The following is a 24110-nucleotide window of genomic DNA, read 5'->3' as shown; positions in this document are numbered from 1 at the left end:
TTAAAACTTAGAACCTATAACGATTTTAGAAATTTAGTTTCATTCCGTCAGAGATGTTGTTGATACCATCTGTAACAATAATGGCATTAGGCGCAAGACCGCTTAGGATTTCGGTTACGTTATCCGAAGATTTTCCGGTAGTAACGATTACTTTTTTAGCCGTTCCGGTTTTGCCGTTGCTGTTTTCTACAGTGTAAATGAATTTGGCTCCGTCTCCGTCTTCTTGGATGATTCCGGTTGGCACTACAGTAGCTTCTTTGCTTACATAATCGATGATTTTTAACTTCGCTACCTGATTCGGTCTCAATAAGTTTTCCGGATTTGGCACGCTAACTTCAATGCCGAAACTACGGTTGTTCGGGTTGATAAAGTTACCAACCTGACGCACTTTTCCTTTGTAGGTTTTTCCTAAAGAAGACAAGAATACATCTACTTCGGTACCGATTTTTAGTTTGCCGATGTACGTTTCAGGAACGCTGGTAGAAACATACATATTGCTTAAGTTAACAATACGCATTAAACCTTGTTGGCTTGGCGCTACTACTTCACCTTTTTCTACAAATACTTCGTCGATGGTTCCGGTAAATGGCGCGCGGATAACCGTTTTAGCCAATTGGGCTTTGATTTGTGCTACGGCTTTTTGGGCAGAAACCATTTGCGTTTGCGCTTGCAAGTACTGAATTTCAGAACCGATTTTTTTATCCCAAAGGTTTTTCTGTCTTTCAAAAGTAGTTTTGGCTAAGGCGTATTGGTTTTCGGCGCTGGCCAATTGCTGACTCATACCGGCATCGTCTACGCGACCTAAGATTTGTCCTTTGGCTACTTTTTGTCCGGCTTTAACCGTTAAAGACGTTAAAGTTCCGCTGTATTCCGGTTGGATTATGATGTTTTCTTTGGTGTCCACACTTCCTTGGATGTCAAGATAGTGCGTAAATACTGTGTCTTTAACCGTTTGTACGGCTACTAAGGCTTCTTCTTTTTTCACGTCTAAAGTAGCCAATGCTTCTTCAATTTTAGCAATTTCTCCCTGTAAAGCTGTTTTTTTAGCTTGTAAAGCCGTTACGTTTTTCGCTGCAATCAGTTCGTCTACGTTTTGGGCGTTTTCTTTGTTCCCGCAAGCGTAAAGGATTACGGCCAAAAGGGAAAGTATAAGTGTCTTTTTACTCATGCTGTAAATATTTTTTATTGGGTATTCGTGAATCTTCGATTTCATGTTGGTATGGATTAGTTTTTATTGATGATTTTTTCTAAAGTTGCTTTTTTGTTAATGATGTCCACCATCGATTGTAAGTAAGTTTGTTGGGCCGTGTACAACTGTCTTTGAGCTTCACTGAAGTCGAAACTGGAGGACAAACCTTCGGTAAATTTGATTTGTTGTTTTTTCTCGATGCGTTCCGCCAAGTTCAAATTACTTTTGGATGTGGCATATTCTTCGATGCTGAATTCAAACTCGCTTTTGGCTTTTTCGTATTGTAATTTCAGTTGCTGCTCGGTAGCAGTAAGTTGTGTTTTGGCTTGTTCCAAGGCGATTTTGGCTTGTTGCGTTCTGGCGCTTCTACCAAAGCTGCTGAAAATCGGCACATTTAAACTAATGCCTAAATTTGAGTAGTTTAACCATTTTTGGTCTTTTTGGAAAAATTTAAACTGGTCGTTAAAAGCGTTGTATCCAAAATTTAAATTGGCAGCCAACGACGGCAAGGCTTTACTTCTTTCCAATTTTAACTCTAATGTTTTTTGTTCTTGGAAGTTGGACGCCATCAAGTAATCGATGTTGTTGGTTACTGCAAATTCACTCTGACCGAAAGCCAAGTCCAAATTAGAGCTTGAAAGACTGTCTAATTTATCGGTTAATGTAAGTTCTGCATTGATGTCGATGCCTAAGGTAAACTTCAACATTTTATGAGCTACCTCCAATAATCTTTTGGTATTGTTCAAATTGCTGTTGATGGTTGCCAAAGTAATTTGAAGTTGCTCTACATTTTCTTCTTCGATTAAACCGTTTTTGTAGGTTTGCTCGGTATCGAACAAAGTTTTGGTTAAGGTAGCCTTGTTTTTTTCTAAAATACTAATACTTTCTTGGGCTAACAATACGTTGCCATAAGCATTGATAACCAATTCTCTGATTTCGGAGTTGGTTTTAACTTTGGCATTTTCGTAGTACTTCAAATAGGTTTTTGAAGCCTGAAGCGCTACTATATAAGAACCGTCAAAAATAAGTTGGCTTAAAGTTGAACGCGCTGTCATGTTGTGTTTGGTGCCGAAAGCGACTGTGGCAAATTCACCCGGATTTCCCCCGAATAACTCGGCCGGCACGACTGATTTTTGCAGTTCAAAGTTGTTTTGGTAGTCAACACCCGCATTAATTTGCGGCAAACCGCTGGCTGTAGTTTCCCACTTTTTTTGTTTGGCCGCTTCAATATCTCTATTGGCATTGATAGCCGAATAGTTGTGTTGAATAGCGTGCTCGATAGCCTGTTGTAAGCTGAACGAATAGCTTTCTGTTTTGTCTTGGGCCAGTACGCTATTCACGAGCAAGAGCAAAGTAATAATGATGTTCTGTTTCATGGATTGATGATTATGTAAATAATTGTAAATGTTTTTCAAGTTCTGTAATGCCTTTTGGAGTGGCAATGGCTCTGGTGTGGTATTCGAGCGCTTTGAGTTCCATTTCGTAGGCATCTTTTTCTAAGGCTGTATTTTCATTAATTGAAAATATTAAGGTGTAATAAAAATTGACGGCTGCTTCAATATCGGTTTCCTTGCGGTATAAACCTTCGGCTATTCCTTTTTCAATGTTTTGGCGAAACATGTGGCTACAATCTTCAATTTCATTGGCTACCATTTTTTGGTAAATTTCCGGATAATGTTTTTTGAGCTGATAGGCCGGAGACTGATCAAAGGATTGAAACATTTGTTTGAACATTTCCCGCATTTGAAAATTCTCGGCGATGGCGTTGTGGTTCTGAGCCATAACTTCGTCCATCATGGCGTGAATTTTTTGATGAACCACTTCAGTGCCTTCTTCAATCAAGGCTTCCTTGTTGCTGAAATATTTGTAAATCGTTTTTTTAGAAATACACATTTCACAGGCAATATCATCCATCGTAACACTCTTGAATCCTAACTTCAAGAACATGTCCGTAGCTTTTTTGATGATTTTATCTTTCATGAGAATGTTAAAATTATGGGGCAAATGTAAAACGGAAACTTTTAACACTAAAATAGTTTCCATAGTATTAACGTAAATTTAACATTAGTTAAAAATGAGCTTTTTTGTAAAGCAGTCAGAATAGCCTAAATTAGCCCACTCAGAGATTAACTTCTGAATCAATCAAATAAATACCTGTACATGCGAGCCATTTCTCAATATCAAGATATTATTCAAGCACATTTTGAGGCTTTAAACCTGACTAAAGAGCCTAATAATTTATACGAACCTATCCGTTATATCTTGTCACTCGGCGGGAAAAGATTGCGTCCGGTGTTAACATTAATGGCTACCGAAGTATTTGATGTTGATTGCGAAAAGGCTATCCCGGCGGCTACGGCAGTTGAGGTGTTTCATAATTTTTCGTTGATACACGATGACATCATGGATGACGCGCCATTGCGAAGAGGTAACGAAACCGTACACGAAAAATGGGATTTGAACACCGGCATACTTTCAGGCGATGCCATGTTGATTTTGGCCTATCAATTTTTTGAAAATTACGAGCCTGTAGTCTTTAGAGATTTGGCCAAGTTGTTCAGTAAAACAGCTTTGGAAGTTTGTGAAGGCCAACAATACGACGTTGATTTCGAAACGAGAGACGACGTGACCATTCCGGAATACTTGAAAATGATTGAATATAAAACTGCGGTTTTAGTCGCTGCAGCCATGAAAATGGGTGCGATTGTAGCCGAAACTTCAACCGAAAATGCGAATGCGATTTACGATTTCGGATTAAATTTGGGCATTGCTTTTCAATTGCAAGACGATTATTTAGACGCTTTTGGTGATCCGGAAACCTTTGGGAAGCAAGTAGGCGGCGATATCATCGAAAACAAGAAAACTTATTTGTACCTGAAAGCCTTAGAGTTTTCCAAAGCCGAAGAGAAAGAGCAGTTGTTGCATTTATTTTCCATTCATCCATCCGATAATACGGATAAAATTCAGTCGGTGAAACAAATTTTTACCCAAACCGGAGCCGATGCTGCTACACAACAAGCCATACAGGGTTTTACTTTAAAAGCCTTTCAAACGCTGGATAAAATGAACATCAGCGAAGATAAAAAAGCCATTTTAAAAGCTTTCGGAAACAAGTTGATGAGTAGAAACGTGTAGATTGAAGAATGTAGCTTGCTGATTGAAGATTTAAGAATTGCTATCTTTGTTTAGCGAGAATCCATCTGCCATCTTAAATCGTTAATCTTAAATCACCAATCAACTTGTTTATAGCGCCAATTAATACTGACCAATTACTCTCCGAGGCAGAGAAAGAAAACCTGTACTCAAAACTGATTGAGCAACTCAATAAGGATTTCAATTTTGCCAACGAAGCGATTGATTTTCCCCAAAGCACTTCACCTTACGAATTGAAAGTGCAACTCCACGAAAAAATTTATCGTTTGATTCAGTACAAATACACCGAATTACTCAATTTGCTTTATATTATTGATGTTCCTGAAGAAAACATCAAACAACTGCAAGGCATGGATACGACTGAATTGTCCGAGCAAATCGCCTATTTAATTTTGCGAAGAGAATGGATGAAGGTTTGGTTTAGAAACCGTTATTAGAATTTTTCAAAAAGCAGGTTTATCAAGCCGCTAACAATACCACTGCCTAAATCGCAAGCGCCATTAGGATTGAAAGAATCTATCTTCGTTCCATCAAAATTATAAATCGGAAATGACTTAGTGTTGCTCAAATAATACTGCTCACCTACATTGACATATTGGTCATTCATTTGTGTCATCGGATTGTAAAAAGTAAGCCAATACTTGTCGGCGTAATTTTTACGGTCTAAAAGATTCAATCCAAAAGGAATATCCTTCAGACTGAGTGAAGGAGAAATAGTCGTAAAAGTAAGGTTGGATTTTCCCAATACCAACGAAACCGGTTGCTGTGAAAATCCTATAAAATTTAACAGTAAAAGCGAAAAGCAAAATAGTTTTTTCATCTCTAAAAATAAATTCTAACAAAAGGCATCAAAGCATCGCCGTACAAATCCTTGTCTTTGTCAAAAAGTAAATTAAAACGGGCGCCAATAGTTACATTATCAGCTCTATAGCCACCTCCAACATACAAACCGGTGTTCCAAAAACTGCGTTTTACATTATCGTATAAATCGGTGTAGGTAGTGTTAACATGCACTTGCTCCAATTCCAATGAGAGCTGAATTTCCTCTATCGGATTAAACAAACCGATGAGTGTACCGCCTACCACATTGGAATCGTAAAAATTCTTTTGTTTTAAGCGACTGTATTGCAAACCGGTGCCCAAAGCAAAGTGCTCGTTGAAGTTGTAAATGGCACTTGGCGCAACTGTTATATCCGTAAAATCGTTACCAATGGCCAAGCCTAATCCGCCGCCAAATTGCACGTTGTCCCAAAAACTATCCGTTTTCGCCTTAGGCAGGTTGGCTTCTTGCGAAAATCCGCTGATCGGAAACCATAACAACAGTAGTAATGACAGTAAATTTTGACCGCTTTTAACAGTATTTTTTTTCATAGCGATGTATATAGTTATTTAGCGTTATAAATATACTAAAATGATTGAAAGATTATTACAAATGTCATACTTTTGCAACTGATTTTCTAATACTAAGACTATTTACAGCTTCAATCATGGATAGGTTTTCCTTTTTAAACGCAGCACACACCGAATTTTTTGCCGATTTATACGAACAATACCTTCAAAATCCCGATAGCGTTGAGCCAAGTTGGAGAGCCTTTTTTCAAGGCTTCGATTTTGGTATGACCACTTACAATGAGGAACAAGCCGAAGGTTTAGCGGTTATTGCCTCAAACAGCAATCAAGATTGTAGTATTGTATCCGATAAACTGCAAAAAGAATTCAATGTTTTACGATTAATTGACGGCTACAGAACCCGAGGACATTTGTTTACCCAAACCAATCCGGTGCGCGAAAGAAGAATTTATGAGCCTAATTTAGACATCGAAAATTTCGGTCTGACAGCAGCAGATATGGATACCGTGTTTGACGCGGCCAAAATTTTAGGAAAACAACCTTCTACTTTAAAGCAAATTTTAGAGGTTTTAAAGCGTATGTATTGCCAACATATTGGCGTGGAATACATGCACATGGAAAATCCGATTTTTGTGAATTGGGTTCAAGAAAGATTGAATAAAAACGACAACCAACCCGATTTTAACGCGGAACAAAAGAAACATATTTTAAGCAAACTAAACGAAGCTGTTTCTTTCGAAAACTTCTTACACACCAAATACGTAGGGCAAAAACGTTTCTCATTAGAAGGTGGCGAAAGTGTTATTCCGGCTTTAGATGCAGTAATCGAAGCAGCAGCCGAGAGAGGTGTAGAGCATTTCGTAATGGGAATGGCTCACCGCGGCCGTTTGAATACGTTGGCTAATATTTTCGGAAAAGCAACTCAAGATATTTTCTCTGAATTTGACGGAAAAGATTACGATAAAGAATATTTCGACGGCGACGTAAAATACCATTTAGGATTAACCTCTGAAAGAAAAACCCAATCGGGCAAAAAAATCAACATCAATTTAGCACCGAATCCATCGCATTTGGAAACAGTAGGAGCTGTAATTGAAGGAATTACCCGAGCCAAACAAGACAAATATTTCCCGAACGATTTCTCCAAAGTATTACCTATCGCTGTACACGGTGATGCTGCAGTAGCCGGACAAGGGATTGTTTATGAAATTGTACAAATGGCCCAATTAGACGGATACAAAACCGGTGGAACCATTCACATTGTCATCAACAACCAAGTTGGATTTACCACTAACTACTTAGACGCACGTTCGTCTACGTATTGTACCGATATTGCTAAAGTAACTTTGTCACCGGTATTACACGTGAACGCAGATGATGCCGAAGCCGTAGTCCACGCCATGTTGTTCGCTTTAGATTTCCGTATGCAGTTCGGAAGAGACGTATTCATCGATTTGTTAGGCTATAGAAAATACGGCCACAATGAAGGCGATGAACCTCGTTTTACCCAACCATTATTGTACAAATTAATCGCTCGTCACAAAAATCCGAGAGATATTTACGCTGAAAAATTAATCACAGCCGGTATCGTTGATGCTGCTTTTGTGACCAAAATAGAAAACGAATACAAAGCCAAACTCGACGAGAATCTTCAAGCTTCCCGCAAAAAAGATTTGACCATCATCAAGCCTTTCTTGCAAGACGCTTGGGAAGGTTTTGTACAGGTTTCCGATGACGAAATGCTGAAGAAAGTCGATACCAAGTTCGATAAAAAGAAATTAGACGCTATCTTGGAAACCATTTCCACGTTACCGTCTGACAAAAAATTCATCAGTAAGATTACCAAAATCGTAACCGACAGAAAAACCATGTACGACAACGATGCTATCGATTGGGGAACCGCCGAATCTTTGGCTTACGGATCATTGCTTACAGAAGGTTATGATATTCGTTTGTCCGGGCAAGATGTGGAAAGAGGAACATTCTCGCACCGTCATGCCGTGGTTAAAGTAGAAGACAGCGAGGAAGAAGTAATCTTATTAAACGCTTTAAAAGATAAAAAAGGGAAGTTCAACGTGTTCAACTCGTTCCTTTCGGAATATGGTGTTTTAGGATTTGACTATGGGTATGCCTTAGCCAATCCGAATGCCTTAACCATTTGGGAAGCACAGTTTGGAGATTTCTCTAACGGCGCCCAAATCATGATCGATCAATACATTTCCTGTGGCGAAGACAAATGGAACAACCAAAACGGTATCGTATTGTTATTGCCTCACGGATATGAAGGACAAGGTGCAGAGCACTCCTCAGCGCGTATGGAACGTTATTTACAGTTGTGTGCCAGACACAATATGTTCGTAGCCGATTGTACCACGCCGGCCAACTTCTTCCACTTGTTGCGTCGCCAAATGAAAACCAAATTCCGCAAACCGTTGGTTGTATTCTCGCCTAAGAGTTTGTTGCGTCACCCATTGTGTGTGTCCACTCGTGAAGAATTGTATAACGGTCAATTCCAAGAAGTGATTGATGATGCGTCAATCGACAAGAAAAAAGTAAAAACAGTAGTGTTCTGTACCGGAAAATTCTATTATGATATTTTAGCCGAAAGAGAAAACTTAGGCAGAAATGACGTAGCTTTGGTTCGCATTGAGCAATTGTTCCCGTTACCGACAGAGCAATTAAAAGAAGTGATTGCGAGTTACCCGAATGCCGAAGATTTCGTTTGGGCACAAGAAGAACCGAAAAACATGGGTGCTTACAGCTATATGTTGATGAATTTCGACTTGGTGCCATGGCGATTGGCTTCGTTAAAAGCCTATGCCGCTCCGGCCGCCGGTAGTCACACAAGAGACAGAAGAAGACATTCCGATGCGATTAGAATGGTATTCGACAAGAATTTATTTAGATAATTAGGAGCTTAATCCCGCTTTCCGCAGTATCTTTTTTGTCACCTCGAGCGCAGTCGAGAGGCAATGGATAAAAAAAGGATACTTGCTGCACACGAACGAAGTGACTGCCGAAGGAATCGGGGCTAGTAAATAAAGTAGAAAACAACACTATAAAATTATAAAAGATGATTTTAGAAATGAAAGTCCCTTCACCGGGAGAATCGATTAAAGAAGTAGAAATTGCCACTTGGTTAGTGCAGGATGGTGATTATGTAGAAAAAGACCAAGCCATCGCTGAGGTAGATTCAGATAAAGCGACTTTAGAGTTACCGGCAGAAGCCAGCGGAATTATCACGCTAAAAGCCTCTGAAGGTGACGCAGTAGCCGTTGGCGCAGTAGTTTGTTTAATCGATACCAGTGCTGCTAAACCTAGCGGTCCCGAAGCTTCGGGAGCTCCGGCAGCAGTCGAAGTTAAAGTTGAAGCACCAAAAGCAGAAGCGCCTAAAAAAGAAGAAGTAAAAGCAGCTCCTGCTCCGGCCACTACTTATGCGGCGCAAGCACCATCTCCTGCGGCTCGTAAAATATTAGAAGAAAAAAACATCCAACCATCCGATATAGTAGGCACCGGAAAAGGCGGTCGCATTACCAAAGAAGATGCGGTTAACGCTGTGCCATCAATGGGAACACCTACCGGTGGTAACCGCGGTACCGAAAGAACCAAATTGTCTATGTTGCGTCGTAAAGTAGCGGAAAGATTAGTTTCGGCTAAAAACGAAACCGCTATGTTAACTACGTTCAACGAGGTGGATATGACCAACATCTACGCATTGCGTGATCAATACAAAGAAGAGTTCAAAGCCAAACACGGTTTAGGATTAGGCTTTATGTCGTTCTTCACCAAAGCGGTAACACGTGCGTTACAATTATATCCGGATGTGAACTCAATGATTGACGGTCAAGAGAAAATCTCTTATGACTTCTGTGATATTTCAGTAGCCGTTTCCGGACCGAAAGGCTTGATGGTACCGGTAATGAGAAACGCCGAAACCTTATCATTCAGAGGTGTAGAAGCCGAAATCAAGCGCTTAGCCTTAAGAGCGCGTGACGGACAAATTACCGTTGACGAAATGACCGGCGGAACTTTCACTATATCAAATGGTGGAGTTTTCGGAAGTATGTTATCAACGCCAATTATCAATCCACCGCAATCGGGTATTTTAGGAATGCACAACGTAGTGGAAAGAGCTATCGTTAGAAACGGGCAAATCGTTATTGCTCCGGTAATGTACGTGGCGTTATCTTATGACCACAGAATCATTGACGGACGTGAGTCGGTTGGATTCTTGGTAGCGGTAAAAGAAGCGTTAGAAAATCCGGTAGAAATTTTGATGAATAACAACCCTAAGAAAGCTTTAGAGCTATAGGGTTTCTACCTGCCTCGGATGAGGCGCCTATATATATGTAAATCCCGTCTTGTTGTAAACGAGACGGGATTTTTTGGTTAAAGTTTGCTCCTTTTTTTTAAAATGAAAGAGAGCATAAAAGCGATTCTTACTTCTAATTCATAAAAAGCAACGGTTTATTATTTATTTTAGCGGTTTGAATTTTGTTGCATTTTTCGCTTTCCCCATGTATAGAATTATTTGTCATTGTCTCCTACTATTGTCTTTTTCCTCGGTATTGGCTCAGGGATTAAGCGAGTCTGAAATTAAAATCACCCGACGAATACAAGAAAATCTTATAGCAGCTCCCGAAAAAGCTCATGCTGAAGCGTTGGAAGTTAGCCATTCAAAAAATGAGTTGTTTCGTTTTTATGGTAACTATTATATCGCCAATTACTACTATAATAAATCCGATTATACCTCTTCTAGAAAACAGCTTCTTTCACTAATAAGCAATATTGAAAAAAGTAACATTCCCAAATCAAGCAAAGTGTATCAAGATTTGATAGGTATGTGTGTCAACAAACTTTTTTACCTCTACAAGAATTTAGGAGAGTACGACTCGGCTTTGTTTTATTTGGATAAATATAAAAAACAGTTGCCCGAAAATCGGTTTAACGAGCAATACGGCTTGATAAAAGTAGCGATGGGCGATTATGTTAACGGAATCGCATTGTTGAAGAGAGAATTAAAGACATCGCCACACCTCAAATTGGGAGTAGGCGAAAAAAAAGCGATGAATAAAAAATTATTTGCAGATAAATACAACTTCATTGGGGAAGCATACCAACAGTACTTCATACAGACGAAGAAACCTATTTTATTGGATTCCGCAAATTACCACTTCACGATAGCAGCCAAAATGTTACTGCAAGAGCACTTTTATCCTGATTACACTAAAGCATTGTTGTATATGCGAGAGGCTAAAAGTGCAGCTTTAGCAGGAGATTACCATCAATCATTGGCATTGTACCGAAAAGGGAAAAAGTTTCAGGTTATTCAAGAACATGTCAGGACTGTACAGATGTTTGATTTAGGGATGGCCGATTGTTTTTATCATGTAAAGCAAATTGATTCCGCGTTTTACTACGGGGAAAGATTCATAAAAAGTTATGAGCAGACTAAGGTGTCTAATGAAAATTTATTGATGGCGTATAACATCATGACGCAATGTTATAATGAAAAAAAGGACACTAAAAATGCCTATCGTTATGCCCAAAAAAGCTTAGCCTTAATTCAATCTGTTGAAGGCATTAAAAGTAAATCTTTGAATTTTTTGCACAACTATGATTTAGCGGTCATCAAAGCGGAATCTAATCAAATAATAGCCTCTAAGAATTATTTTAAATTTTCGCTTTTCAGTATACTGGTCGTATTAGGAATCGTTATTTTCAGTTTTTATTACTACTACAAGAATCAGAAAGAAAAGCACAATCAATTTTTAAAAATCATTCAAAATCTGAAAGAGTCTAAACAGACCGAGAATGCCCAAGCGGAGCTCAAAATTGCAATTACTGATGCGCAACCTAAGGCACTTCTAGACGAGGAACTCGTCGAAAAATTAGCCTCTGGACTCAAAAAACTGGAACAGAAAGAAGCTTATTTGGATCCAAATTTTAAGTTAGCTTTTGTAGCCAAAAAATTAAATACAAACACGGCCTATTTGTCACAATATTTCAATCAGGTCATGCAAAAATCTTTTTCGGAATACACCCAAGAATTACGCATTCATTATGTGCTTCAAAAGTTAGTTGACGCTCCTTATTTTCGCAAATATACTTTGCAAGCCATAGCCGAAGAAGTAGGATATAAAGATGCTAACACCTTGGTTCGTGTTTTTAAAAAGCAAACCGGACTTTCTCCTAATTACTATATTGAAAAGCTGGAAAACAAAAATTAAGTACTTTAAAATCAATTAAATAACTCTAATTTATCAGTTGATTATTTATAAATAGTCCAATACATTAATTGTTCCGATAGTACACTTCTAATAGTTTTGAGCAAAATAAAGTCAGAGTGACAGAAGACAATAGTAGATAAATGTGAAAAGTCTAGTAGCTGAATTGTGCCCATAATTCCAAAAACTTTCTCACTTATTCTTGTACCATTCTTCTCAACCAATTGATTTTATTTTTCAAATAACCATTCTTATCTGGAAGAAATTTACGTCTAAACTATTAATGAATTAAAATGAAAAAAAGAGCCATTCTTTTGGGATTAGTATTGTGTTCTGTTGTCACAACTAATGCGCAATTATTAAACAAATTAAACAAAGCAAAAAACACAGCCAATCAAGCATCAGAAGTGGTTGAGACTGTAGAGAAAGGAAAAGAAGCAGTCAAAAAAGGCGATAAAAGCAAAAAAGGCGGCGGTGGCGGTTTCTCGGCTGGGTTAAAGTTAGATTGGACACAGTTCAAACAAACACCGGCAATAACTATGAGCTCACTCCTTTACGGAACCACGGCTGGTACAATTAACAGTTATACTGCGACTTTCATTCCTAATAAAACAGTAAGCGGAAAAACGGTTAATGCTTTTTCGGATCAATCGGAGTATTTGAGAATCAAAGTGTTCAAAAACAACCAATACATGAACTATTTTGAGTATTCCGGTGACCAAGTTTTTGACGATGGAAAGAAAACAAAATTCAATGAGCCAAGCAGCCGCTACCAACGTGATGGCGAATGGGTAGGACATTCTGAATCATTTATTACAGACTGGGGACCGGGCAATTACCGATTGGATTTTTATGCCGGTGATAAAATGTTTTATTCCTTTGACTTTGAATTGGTAAAATTAACCAATAATGATGCTTATGCGGCGATGAATGAAATGTATGTGGTTCGTGGACCATGGAATAACTTCGCTTATTTGAATCATGCCGATACCGGAAATCTTCTTTTTGGTTTTTACCTAACTCACGAAGAATTTATGCCGAATCCATCGAACAGTAGAAAAACAAACAAAAGCGTAAAATGGTCTGTAAACATGTTTAAAGACAACAAGTTGTATGCACAACATTACGGGAACGGTCCAAACACGGCTCAAGTAGAACAAGCCAAATGGAACGAGAATCAGTGTGCGTTCAAATTGGTTGGCAAACCGGGCGAAATTAAATTTGCTGACTTAACCGATGGTAGTTACAGAATCGAACTAACTGTAGAAGGAGAAGCCAAACCAAGAATTTACAAGTTCACGGTTAAAGACAAAAAAATAGTGTTGATTCCGGAACAAGACCGATCAAAAAATACAGATCCAACCCGACTTATAGAAGGATGGAACGACTATTTTTGGTTGAAATTGGAAAAATAATACCAATCTGGAAAACCATTTTTTGTTGGCAAATATCATGCTGACTATCCAAAAAAGTCCCTTAAGTAATTTTTGACAGGAATAGAGACACTATACTTCCAGCCATATTTTGTCTGGTTAGAGGTTAAACTCTATTGTTCGCCTAGATTGCTTAAGGGACTATTCAATTAAAACTTAATTAAAACTACATGAAAAAACTTTACTTGCTCGGATTGATATTGTTCAGCTTTATTTCTTTCGGACAAAATTACAATTACACTATTTATAACACCTCTAATTCCGGAATTGGAAGTGATTACGTTGGAGATATAAAAACAGATGCCAACGGGTTACTGTGGATTTCCTCCTTTAGCGGTGTTTCAACTTTTAACGGTACTACTTTTACCAAATACAATACAGGAAACTCGGGTATTGCCTCTAATGCTATCCTCGAAATCGAAATTGATGGTTTGGGAAGAAAATGGATGGCTTCTCAAAACAATGGAATCATCTTATTAAACGGAACCACTTGGACCAATTATACCAGCTCCAATTCGGGACTTCCTAACAACGCGATTGTTTGTATCGACGTAGATAGCAATAACAATCTTTGGGTAGTAACAACTTCCGGTCTTACCAGATTTAATGGTACTACTTGGACGACTTATAATGCATTGACTAATATTAACTCCATCGAGATTGATTATGCTAATGGCATTTGGGTAACCAACAACGGCAATTTGTACAAATTCAACGGCACCGATTACAATTTCATTGCCCAAGGCACAGATAAATTATTAAAAGCCTATGGTGATCTGATTTACGTTGCTGGCTTTGATAGTTTCTTGACCTATACTATTGAAGGAACTTTTTTTAGCAACTACTACCAGAGTAATTCGTGTTTGGCAGGCTATCAATTGAATGCCTTAGATGTAGATAGTAACAATAAGGTATGGATTGCCTTTAACGGAGATGGTGTGCAAAATTTCACCAACTGTGTTACCTATAACACTTCAAATTCAGGGTTGCCTGATAATTATTTTAGTGCACTCAGAACCCAATCTTCCGGGGTTATTTGGGCAGGAACTTTGCAATTAGGTTTGGTGAAAATGACACCAAGCGCTACCACTTGTAATCCTCCAACGAATTTAGCAGTGTCCAACATAACGTCTACTACTTGTCAATTAACTTGGACAGCTCCGGCATCAGTCCCTGGTTCAGGATACGAAATTTATATTGCACCAACTACTGTTGCCCCGACGACAAACACAACACCAACCTTAACAAGTACTGCTTCTAGTGTGAGTGTTACTAACGGATTAACCGCAGGAACAACTTATTATTACTGGGTTCGTTCCAATTGTGGTTCAGAAAAGAGCACATGGACCTCAGGAGGAAGTTTTACTACTGCTGCTTTAACCGGATGTACTACGGCTACTTACGGGCAATGGCCGGCGGCAACTTATACCCCGTCATGTTCAGGAAGCGCAGAGCAAATCGTAATCAATGCTTACGCCGGTGAATATTCAAAAGTAAATATATTGTCAAATACACAGTATACTTTTTCAAGTTCAGTCGCTACCGATTTTGTCACCATTACCAATGAAGCCGGCAATACTGTTTTAGTAAGCGGATTATCCCCGCTAAGTTGGGCATCTGCTGCAAATACCGGAGTAGTGCGTTATTATTTTCATACCGATGCTAATTGTGGCGCTCAAAATACCAACAGAATCAGGTATATTCAATGCGGAACTCCTGTAAGTTGCGGATTACCATCCGGCTTAACGGTTTCTAATATTACTTCAAATTCATGCCGATTGTTTTGGGTTGCCCCAACACCTGTGGCCAATTCATACGATATTTATTTGAGCACCAATAGTACTGCTCCATTAACTTCCACAAATGCTACCCAAACCAGCGTGGCTAATCTTGTGGGCGCTTTAAACGGACTAACTGCTGCCACTACCTATTATTACTGGATACGTTCTAATTGTAATGGAAACAAAAGTGCTTGGGTGTCAGGAGGAAGTTTTACAACGATTGCAGCATTAACATGTAATGGTGCCATTTATGGATTGTATCCTGACACTACTTTTACCCCTTCATGTACAGGAAATGCAGAACAAATTGTTGCAGACGCATGGGCTGGAGAATATACTAATGTTAATGTACTTTCAAATAGGCAGTATACTTTTACCAGTTCTATTGCAACCGATTTTATAACCATTACCAATGCCACAGGAACTTCGGTCTTAGCAAGTGGACTAACTCCTTTAGTTTGGAATTCAAATACTACCTCTGGCGTTATTAGATATCATTTCAGTACCAATGCCAATTGCGGTACTCAAAATACATCCAGAATTCGTTCAATAACTTGTGCTAATACGTCGTCTTGTAATCCTCCGTCTAATTTCTCGACTACCAATATTACCTCGACTACAGCTACTTTGAATTGGACTGCTGCGACACCTGCTCCGAATACTTACCTGTATTTGTATAATACCACACCTACTATTGGTGGAATTGACGGAAGTACAGTTGCTACTTCAGCAAATTTAACCGGATTATTGCCGAATACAGATTACCATTGGTGGGTTGCCTCAGTTTGTGGTAACACTCAAACGGAATGGGTTTACGGAGGGTTTTTTGTAACGACTGCTGAAACTTGTTTTTCCAAACTTAGCTGTGCTGCTTTGGGCGCTACTGCCATCAAATCGGATGGCTCATTATGGGCTTGGGGTTCTAGTGTAAACGGTTCAATTGGAGATGGAACCAACACCAGCCGAAATTACCCGGTACAAATTGGAAATGAAAATACTTGGCAAAGTGTTTCTGAAACTGCTTTTACCGGTATGGCTATTAAAAATGATGGTTCCCTATGGGGCTGGGGACAAAATATTGGAAACCTCAACTCTACGTCGGGAAGTGCTGTGTTGGCACCTATTCGAGTAGGAACTGACAATAATTGGCAAGCCGTTTCGGCAGGTACTGGCCATACTGCGGCTATAAAAACCAATGGAACGCTTTGGACTTGGGGTTCAAATGGCTATGGACAACTCGGATTATCCACGAGTTTGAATTATTTTGAACCAACACAATTAGGAACCGATACTTGGGCGCATGTTTCTGCTGGATATGATTATACTTTAGCGGTTAAATCAAACGGTACGCTTTGGGCTTGGGGTTACAACAACAAAGGTCAGTTAGGTAACGGAAATTTGAGTAACAGCAATGCGCCGGTACAAATTGGCACTGCAACCAATTGGTCAAAAGTATATGCAGGAAATGGTAGTTCATATGCCCTAAAAACAGATGGTACAATTTGGGCTTGGGGTGATAACCAGTATAGCCAGTTAGGTGACGGAACGGCCACCGATAGAACGACACCTGTACAAATAGGGACAGCAAACGACTGGCAACACATTGGCGTAGGGGGTGCTCATGCCGTGGGTAAAAAGAATAACGGTACTATTTGGGCTTGGGGAATTAATAGTTACTCTCAATTGGGGAATGGCACTACAGTAAGTAGTAGTGTTCCGGTACAAATAGGGACAGCTACAAATTGGTTAACTATTGACGCGGGTGTTTCAACAACATCTGCCATCAAGACTGATGGTACGATGTATGTTTGGGGACGCAATAATTTAGGCCAATTGGGTGATGGAACCAATACACTACGCAGTGTGCCAACAGCCATCAGTTGTCCGACATCTAATCTGGGAATTGACGATACTGTAGTTTTAGAAAATGAAATAAAAGTGTACCCTAACCCAATGAATGAGGTGTTAACTGTTTCAGGTGATCATGAAATTGTATCTCTGGCTGTTTATAATTTACTTGGTCAAGAAGTAATTGTAAAATCGGTTAACGCTCATGAAACGGTTCTTGATGTTTCAAAACTGCCAACCGGAACTTACTTGGTTAAAATAAACGCAGCTAATACTGTAAATACCATAAAAGTGTTTAAACAGTAATACTTTAAAATTCTAAATTTACCAATCCCAAATTCCAAAAGAGTTTGGGATTTTTTTGTTTATTTGTGTTGCATTAGAAATTATTAGGAAGTTGTCCCGCACCTTTTGGTAAAGCCCAAAATCAACTATGAAGAAAAACAAGAAGCAAGCCGCAATAGGATTTATTTTTATCACAATGCTGATTGATATCACCGGCTGGGGAATAATCATCCCGGTGATTCCAAAGTTGATAGCCGAATTGATTCACGGTGATATTAGTGAAGCAGCCAAATACGGCGGATGGTTAACCTTTGCCTATGCGATAACACAATTTGTTTGCGCTCCTTTAATAGGCAATTTGAGCGACAAATACGGACGCCGCCCTATTATCCTGATTTCGCTCTTTGCCTTTGCACTGGATTATTTACTCTTGGCTTTTTCTCCAACCATTGTTTGGCTCTTTGTAGGCCGCATCATAGCCGGTTTAACCGGAGCCAGTATTACCACAGCATCCGCTTATATAGCCGATGTCAGTACGCCGGAAAACAGAGCCAAAAACTTCGGAATGATAGGCGCAGCCTTTGGATTGGGCTTTATCATTGGTCCGGTGCTTGGCGGTTTGTTAGGGCAATACGGTTCCCGAGTGCCGTTTTATGCCGCAGCCGTTTTGTGTTTGCTGAACTTTTTATATGGCTATTTCATCTTGCCTGAATCGTTGTCTAAAGAAAACCGTCGTGCCTTTGAATGGAAAAGAGCCAATCCGATTGGCGCCTTGCTGAATTTGAAAAAATACCCTTCCTTAATCGGACTCATATTAGCCATTTTCTTGTTGTACGTCGGTTCACACGCAGTTCACAGCAATTGGAGTTTCTTTACCATGTATCGCTTTGGTTGGGATGAAAAAATGGTTGGAATTTCGCTAGGTGTAGTCGGCCTTCTTGTCGGTCTCGTACAAGGTGGTTTGGTGCGTTTTACGAGTCCGCGTTTGGGGAACCAGAAAAGTATTTACCTAGGCTTGTCGTTATATACTATCGGAATGTTGTTGTTTGCTTTTGCCACACAAAGCTGGATGATGTTTGCCTTTTTAGTCCCGTATTGTTTGGGCGGTATTGCCGGTCCGGCTTTGCAATCGGAAGTTTCCGGAAAAGTACCGGCTAATGAACAAGGTGAAATTCAAGGGACATTGGCGAGTTTGATGAGTGCCTCAGCCATTATCGGTCCGCCTATGATGACGAACACTTTTTACTTTTTCACCCACGATGAAGCACCGTTTCAATTACCCGGAGCACCTTTTATTTTGGGAAGTTTCTTGATGTTAGTCAGTACGATTTTGGCGTATTATTCGATGAAGAAACATTTTACTTCAGGTACAGGCAGTGATTATAGTAATCAATAATCGCTTTCCCTTCCAATAAAACATCAGCACCGATAATGCCGTGAACCGGTTTGGCTTTGTATTGTTGTAAAGCCTGATTCACATGTGTCATATCGAAAATGATTAAGTGAAAACCATCCGTTTTCCATCGCCCTATTTTTAAATCATTGTTTTTCGCCAATTGCGTAAACATCCCTGTAGCTCCTGCGCCGGCTGCTTTGGTTTTCGATTTTCCGGCGGTAAGGTTAAAAAAGTCTACATTGTCAAAACCGACACAACTGTTGGAAGCACCGGTATCTAAAATAAAATTGCCGGTCACGCCGTTAAGACTCGCTTTAACGAGCAAATGTTGCGTTTTTGAAACTTTAAAATGGATCTTTTTGTACTTTTCTTTCTTCAGCACTTCCTGCAAGTCTTTCATAGCTTTGAATTGGTTTCCAAAAGTAATCTAAATTCCATTATGCTGGAAAATTCTCTGTAAACTTAGTACCTTAGCACCTCAGAATCTTAGCGCCTTTAATTCCAATGATTTTTACCGATACCCACACGCATTTGTATTCCGAAGAGTTTGAAAACGATCGAACCGAAATGATCCAAAGAGCTATCGATGCAGGAGTTTCTCGTTTTTTTATTCCTTCGATTGATTCGACCTATACCCAAAAAATGTACGAGTTGGAAGCGCAGTTTCCACAAAACATTTATTTAATGATGGGATTGCATCCGTGTTATGTGAAACCGGATACTTATTTAGCAGAATTAGCACACGTTGAAACCGAATTGGCCAAAAGGAAATTTCAAGCCATAGGCGAAATCGGAATCGATTTGTATTGGGATAAAACCACTTTAGCCATTCAGCAGGAAGCCTTTCGCCGACAAATTCAATGGGCTAAAAAGTATCAATTAGGTATCAATATCCATTGCCGAGACGCTTTTGACGAAGTTTTTGAATTACTGGAAAGTGAGCAGTCAGAAGATTTGTTTGGTATCTTTCATTGTTTTACCGGCGATTTTGAACAAGCCCAACGTGCCATCAACTTGAACATGAAGTTAGGGATTGGCGGTGTGGCCACGTTTAAAAACGGGAAGATAGATCAGTTTTTAAAAGAAATCGATTTGCAACATATTGTATTGGAAACCGATTCGCCGTATTTAGCACCGGTACCGTATCGCGGCAAGCGAAACGAAAGTAGTTATACTTTGCTGGTAGCCGAAAAGTTAGCCCAAATTTACGAGCTTCCGGTAGCCGAAATTGCACGAATTACCACAGAAAATTCCAAAGCCGTTTTCGGGATTTAATCATTTTATAACGGGCATTTGAGATTTTTTTTGTTCATTTGTTCTACAAACAAGCCAATACGAACATGTCAAAGTTTGATGCTATCCGACCTTATTATGATGCCGAGGTAAACCAAGCCATTTTATCAGCGATAAATCATCCGATGATGAAGGCGTTGATGAATTTTGCCTACGAAAATGAAGACGATTCGGTTTGGAAAGAACAGTTGAAGCGCACGCATTCTATCCGCGATTTCCAAATCAATTTTGCCTACAAGGCGGTTAAGAAAGTTTTAGAGAAAAGCTCAGACGGACTTTCTACTTCGGGTTTTGAAAAATTAGAACCCAATACCTCGTATTTGTTTATTTCCAACCACCGCGATATTATTTTAGACACGTCATTGTTGAACGTATGCCTACACGAACACGGGTTGGTCATGACGGCCTCAGCCATTGGCGACAATTTGGTCAAAAAGGATTTTTTAAAAACCTTATCTAAGCTCAATCGTAATTTTTTAGTACAACGTGGTTTGCCACCGAGAGAATTATTGGAAAGTTCCAAATTGATGTCGGAGTACATCGGTCAGTTGCTACTGCGCGAAAACCGTTCGGTGTGGATTGCCCAACGGGAAGGCCGAACCAAAGATGGGAACGATGCGACGCATAGCGGTGTTTTAAAAATGTTGGCCATGGCTTCCGGTGAGGCGACTATGCTGGATTATTTTAAAAAACTAAAAATTGTACCGGTTTCTATTTCCTACGAATACGACCCAACAGATGCCTTAAAGATGCCGCAACTTATGGCCGAAGCCAATGCGGAAAAATACATCAAAGACAAGAACGAAGATTTTATTACCCTCTTAAGTGGGATTATCGGACAAAAAAAACGCATTCATATTCACGTTGGCGAAGTTTTAACGAATGAAATCGATAAAATTGCATGTGAGTTCGACAATACTAATAAGCAAATTCAGGCGCTGGCTCAAGTTATAGATGATGCTATTTTGCAGACTTACAAGCTTTGGCCTACCAATTACATCGCTTACGATTTGCTTTTTAAAACGGATCAATTCAAAGCATTTTACACAGAAAACGAAAAATCCCTTTTTGAAAGACGTTTAGAAATGCGCATTGATGAAACCAATCCGCAAATGGTAGAAGGTTTTTTAGCTATGTATGCCAATCCGGTAGTCAATAAAATGAAGTATGAAAACGCAGGCTAAACCCAATATTTTACTCATCTACACCGGTGGTACTATCGGAATGATGAAAGATTTTGAAACGGGTGCGCTCAAGGCTTTCAACTTCAAGAAATTGCTGCAAAAAATCCCCGAACTCAAGCAACTGGATTGTGAAATAGAAACCATTTCCTTTGCCAAACCTATTGATTCGTCTAATATGAGTCCGGACAAATGGGTTCAAATTGCGACTATTATTGAAGAGAAATACAACGATTTTGACGGCTTTGTTATTTTACACGGTTCCGATACGATGTCGTATTCCGCTTCTGCCATGAGTTTTATGCTCGAAAATTTGGCCAAGCCGGTGGTTTTTACCGGTTCTCAATTGCCTATAGGCGATTTGCGCACGGATGCCAAAGAAAACCTGATTACGGCCATTCAAATAGCGTCGTTACGACACAAAGGCAAGCCGGTGATTCAGGAAGTTTGTTTGTATTTTGAATATAAATTGTACCGCGGCAACCGAACTACTAAAATAAGTGCTGAACATTTTAATGCTTTTACTTCGCCTAATTATCCGCCATTGGCCGAGTCCGGTGTGCATTTGAATGTCAATCCGAATGTGATTTTAGCCAAACAATCCAATAAAAAGTTAGTAGTTCATAAAACATTAAATGATGATGTGGTCATTATCAAAATGTTTCCCGGGATTAACGAAAATGTTTTGTCGGCGATTATGGCGACGCCTAACTTAAAAGGGATCGTTTTAGAAACCTATGGTTCCGGCAATGCACCTACTGAAGATTGGTTTATTCAAATTTTGAAGAAAGCTATCAAGCAAGGATTGCAAGTCGTTAACGTTACCCAATGTTCAGGTGGTAGTGTTAATATGGGTCAATACGAAACCAGTACACAACTGAAAAATATCGGCATTATTTCGGGGAAGGACATTACAACGGAAGGCGCAATAACTAAGTTGATGTATCTTTTAGGACAAAATGTTTCACCCACTGTTTTCAAGACCATATTTGAAACGGCTTTGCGTGGAGAAATGCAATAAGAATTTTGCAACACGCTTTTATAAATCATTTTTTTTGTTGTTCTTTGCACCACAAAATTAGAGAGGTGTCCGAGTGGTTGAAGGAGCAAGCCTGGAAAGTTTGTATGTGGGTAACTGCATCGAGGGTTCGAATCCCTTCCTCTCTGCGATGAAAACCGAAGCGAAAGCTTCGGTTTTCTTATTACAGAAAAAAATGGAAAGTTCACTTTCTAGTTTTTTTCTGTAATAAGAAAACAGCCATTGCAAATGGCTTAGTTTTCAACGACAGTTTCCCCATTGCGGATCACCGGAGGTAATCCCGTTCACTTTCTAATTTTTTTTCTGTAAAAAGAAAACAGCCATTGCAAATGGCTTGGTTTTCAACGACAGTTTCCCCGTTTTGGATCACCGCAGGTAATCCCAATCACTTTCTAATTTTTTTCTGTAAAAAGAAAACAGCCATTGCAAATGGCTTGGTTTTCAACGACAGTTTCCTCATTGCGGATCACCGGAGGTAATCCCGAAAATATTCCATATATCTAAAATACTATTGTGATTAGTGAAATTACAGCGATTGTTTATTCCGTTGAAATGCCGTACATTCGCTAAACTTTAGTTCAAGTTATGAGAATCAAAATCCTTTTATTATTCTTGTTTTCCGCAGCAAGTGCCTTGGCTCAGAATGTGGAAACCGATTTTGATGCGCCTGATTCGCTCTTCCGTGAAGACCAATTTTACTTTAACATTACCTACAATACGCTACAAAAAGTTCCCGATGGTTTACAACAGACTAAATTTTCACCCGGATTTTCGGTTGGATTTTTACGCGACATGCCGATAAATGCTTCCAGAACCTTTGCTGTGGCAGCCGGTTTGGGCTATTCGTTGTCGGTTTATAATCAGAATTTAGGGATTTTTGAAAGTAATAATACCACTACATATGAGATTTTAAATGCTGAAGGCGTTTCTGTCTCTAAAGACAAACTTTCTTTACACTATGTTGATTTGCCGGTTGAATTTCGTTGGCGAAACGCAACGCCTGACAATCACCGATTTTGGCGTGTGCATTTGGGAGTTAAACTCAGCTATTTAGTTGCAAATCAATACAAGCTGGTTTCTACTGCCGGAAATTTGACCAACACTAATTTAAACGACTTGAGTAAGTTTAATTATGGACTTTACCTATCTACCGGATGGAATACATGGAATATTTACGCCTATTACGGATTTAATCCCATCTTTACTTCTGATGCCAAAATTGACGGGCAGACTATCGATATGAACACGGCCAAATTTGGCTTGATGTTTTACATCTTATAACCAATAATACAACAATCCGACTTGTGGTAAAACACCACACAAAAACCCAATCAGCAATTCTTTGTTGGTATGCGCTTTCATTACCAAACGGGAGGAAGCCACTAGACCGTTCAGCACTACCAAAAAAGCCACTAGGCTAACGGTATTCAATTCGTTTTTTAAACTCAATCCAATTGCAAAAACAGTCAATGCACTGATGCCAATCATGTGTATGCTCGCTTTTATTTTGGTGTATAACAATAAAAAGGCAACAGCTGCACTGATAATGCCGCCCATAAAGAAATAATGGAGAGAAGGGAATAAGTCCGCTGTAATGCTTTTTTGGATTAATACCGACAACAAGCAGATGTGCAGCACTAACGGAATCTTTCTATGAGACAAATCCGAGAGCATAATGCTATCGATTTTTCCAAAGGTTCGCAACAGGTAAAAAAAGGCGATAGGCAAAAAGAAAGTGATAATAATGACCTGTAAAAACAAAACCATGTATTGTCCGAAAGTCATGTAACGGGAGTCGAGCCAAACAAAAAAAAGGGTTCCCAACAGCGGAACAAAAATAGGGTGTAAGGCATACGAGAAAAACGGGAGAAATTTTTTCAATGTCATTTTGTTGTTTCACAAATATAGCCATTTCAAATTATTTATTTTGAAAGA

General features: G+C 39.3%; 19 protein-coding genes and 1 tRNA gene. 13 read left to right on the top strand and 7 right to left on the bottom strand.

Annotated elements, in window-relative coordinates:
• Positions 1 to 25: 25 nt before the first annotated feature.
• The 3 genes from SK086_RS01170 to SK086_RS01160 are packed head-to-tail and all read right to left on the bottom strand — an operon-like array spanning position 26 to position 3169.
• A complete protein-coding gene (locus SK086_RS01170) occupies positions 26 to 1213 on the bottom strand; it encodes an efflux RND transporter periplasmic adaptor subunit (protein ID WP_324689159.1) in 1188 nt (395 codons plus the stop codon).
• 11 nt (positions 1214 to 1224) lie between these two features.
• Positions 1225 to 2565, bottom strand: a complete 1341-nt coding sequence (locus SK086_RS01165) for a TolC family protein (protein ID WP_324689157.1) — start codon at positions 2563 to 2565, stop codon at positions 1225 to 1227.
• Positions 2566 to 2575: 10 nt separating this feature from the next.
• Positions 2576 to 3169 (bottom strand): TetR/AcrR family transcriptional regulator, encoded by a 594-nt coding sequence (locus SK086_RS01160; RefSeq protein ID WP_290876083.1) that lies wholly within the window; start codon positions 3167 to 3169, stop codon positions 2576 to 2578.
• Between the two features lie 180 nt (positions 3170 to 3349).
• On the opposite strand from SK086_RS01160, the gene SK086_RS01155 reads away from it, so the two are divergent.
• Both SK086_RS01155 and SK086_RS01150 read left to right on the top strand, forming a co-directional pair.
• A complete protein-coding gene (locus SK086_RS01155; RefSeq protein WP_324689155.1) occupies positions 3350 to 4324 on the top strand; it encodes a polyprenyl synthetase family protein in 975 nt (324 codons plus the stop codon).
• A gap of 104 nt (positions 4325 to 4428) precedes the next feature.
• Positions 4429 to 4779, top strand: coding sequence for a hypothetical protein (locus SK086_RS01150; protein WP_324689153.1), 351 nt, complete (start codon positions 4429 to 4431; stop codon positions 4777 to 4779).
• Here SK086_RS01150 and SK086_RS01145 read toward each other — a convergent pair.
• Both SK086_RS01145 and SK086_RS01140 read right to left on the bottom strand, forming a co-directional pair.
• Positions 4776 to 5162, bottom strand: a complete 387-nt coding sequence (locus tag SK086_RS01145; RefSeq protein WP_324689151.1) for a hypothetical protein — start codon at positions 5160 to 5162, stop codon at positions 4776 to 4778. The two genes, SK086_RS01150 and SK086_RS01145, sit on opposite strands and share 4 nt — an antisense overlap.
• A gap of 2 nt (positions 5163 to 5164) precedes the next feature.
• The gene (locus SK086_RS01140) at positions 5165 to 5713 is read right to left on the bottom strand and encodes a hypothetical protein (RefSeq protein ID WP_290876075.1); all 549 of its coding nucleotides are present in this window, start codon (positions 5711 to 5713) and stop codon (positions 5165 to 5167) included.
• A 116-nt stretch (positions 5714 to 5829) separates the two neighbouring features.
• Here SK086_RS01140 and SK086_RS01135 point away from each other — a divergent pair, with 116 nt between their 5' ends.
• The 6 genes from SK086_RS01135 to SK086_RS01110 all read left to right on the top strand — a co-directional run bounded on the left by SK086_RS01135 (position 5830) and on the right by SK086_RS01110 (position 18662).
• A complete protein-coding gene (locus tag SK086_RS01135) occupies positions 5830 to 8601 on the top strand; it encodes a 2-oxoglutarate dehydrogenase E1 component (RefSeq protein ID WP_324689148.1) in 2772 nt (923 codons plus the stop codon).
• A gap of 164 nt (positions 8602 to 8765) precedes the next feature.
• Positions 8766 to 10004: a 2-oxoglutarate dehydrogenase complex dihydrolipoyllysine-residue succinyltransferase gene (gene odhB, locus SK086_RS01130; RefSeq protein ID WP_324689146.1), complete on the top strand. Its 1239-nt coding sequence runs from the start codon at positions 8766 to 8768 to the stop codon at positions 10002 to 10004.
• 205 nt (positions 10005 to 10209) lie between these two features.
• Complete coding sequence (locus SK086_RS01125) at positions 10210 to 11922, top strand: helix-turn-helix domain-containing protein (protein ID WP_324689144.1); 1713 nt, start codon at positions 10210 to 10212, stop codon at positions 11920 to 11922.
• A gap of 290 nt (positions 11923 to 12212) precedes the next feature.
• Positions 12213 to 13334 carry a hypothetical protein gene (locus SK086_RS01120; RefSeq protein WP_324689141.1) on the top strand — a complete coding sequence of 374 codons (1122 nt, stop codon included), beginning with the start codon at positions 12213 to 12215 and terminating at the stop codon, positions 13332 to 13334.
• Positions 13335 to 13522: 188 nt separating this feature from the next.
• The gene (locus SK086_RS01115) at positions 13523 to 17287 is read left to right on the top strand and encodes an RCC1 domain-containing protein (RefSeq protein WP_324689139.1); all 3765 of its coding nucleotides are present in this window, start codon (positions 13523 to 13525) and stop codon (positions 17285 to 17287) included.
• Positions 17288 to 17414: 127 nt separating this feature from the next.
• A complete protein-coding gene (locus tag SK086_RS01110) occupies positions 17415 to 18662 on the top strand; it encodes a TCR/Tet family MFS transporter (RefSeq protein ID WP_324689137.1) in 1248 nt (415 codons plus the stop codon).
• Here SK086_RS01110 and SK086_RS01105 read toward each other — a convergent pair.
• On the bottom strand, positions 18625 to 19062 hold the full coding sequence (locus tag SK086_RS01105) for a retropepsin-like aspartic protease (RefSeq protein WP_324689135.1): 438 nt from the start codon (positions 19060 to 19062) through the stop codon (positions 18625 to 18627). The two genes, SK086_RS01110 and SK086_RS01105, sit on opposite strands and share 38 nt — an antisense overlap.
• Before the next feature lie 104 nt (positions 19063 to 19166).
• On the opposite strand from SK086_RS01105, the gene SK086_RS01100 reads away from it, so the two are divergent.
• From SK086_RS01100 to SK086_RS01080, 5 genes are all read left to right on the top strand, one after another.
• Complete coding sequence (locus SK086_RS01100) at positions 19167 to 19937, top strand: TatD family hydrolase (protein WP_324689133.1); 771 nt, start codon at positions 19167 to 19169, stop codon at positions 19935 to 19937.
• A 65-nt stretch (positions 19938 to 20002) separates the two neighbouring features.
• The gene (locus SK086_RS01095; protein ID WP_324689131.1) at positions 20003 to 21139 is read left to right on the top strand and encodes a 1-acyl-sn-glycerol-3-phosphate acyltransferase; all 1137 of its coding nucleotides are present in this window, start codon (positions 20003 to 20005) and stop codon (positions 21137 to 21139) included.
• Positions 21123 to 22157 carry an asparaginase gene (locus tag SK086_RS01090; RefSeq protein WP_324689129.1) on the top strand — a complete coding sequence of 345 codons (1035 nt, stop codon included), beginning with the start codon at positions 21123 to 21125 and terminating at the stop codon, positions 22155 to 22157. Before SK086_RS01095 ends, SK086_RS01090 begins: the two co-directional genes overlap by 17 nt.
• Before the next feature lie 59 nt (positions 22158 to 22216).
• A tRNA-Ser gene (locus SK086_RS01085) sits at positions 22217 to 22303 on the top strand.
• A 457-nt stretch (positions 22304 to 22760) separates the two neighbouring features.
• Positions 22761 to 23456, top strand: coding sequence for a porin family protein (locus SK086_RS01080; protein WP_324689127.1), 696 nt, complete (start codon positions 22761 to 22763; stop codon positions 23454 to 23456).
• Here the strand turns inward: SK086_RS01080 and SK086_RS01075 are convergent.
• Positions 23451 to 24062, bottom strand: coding sequence for a hypothetical protein (locus SK086_RS01075; RefSeq protein WP_324689125.1), 612 nt, complete (start codon positions 24060 to 24062; stop codon positions 23451 to 23453). The genes SK086_RS01080 and SK086_RS01075 overlap by 6 nt on opposite strands.
• Between the last annotated feature and the right edge of the window lie 48 nt (positions 24063 to 24110).

This window comes from Flavobacterium cheonhonense (assembly GCF_035671315.1).
In the GTDB taxonomy this organism is placed as follows: Bacteria; Bacteroidota; Bacteroidia; order Flavobacteriales; family Flavobacteriaceae; genus Flavobacterium; species Flavobacterium cheonhonense.
This window is presented reverse-complemented; position numbering and strand designations above follow the sequence as displayed.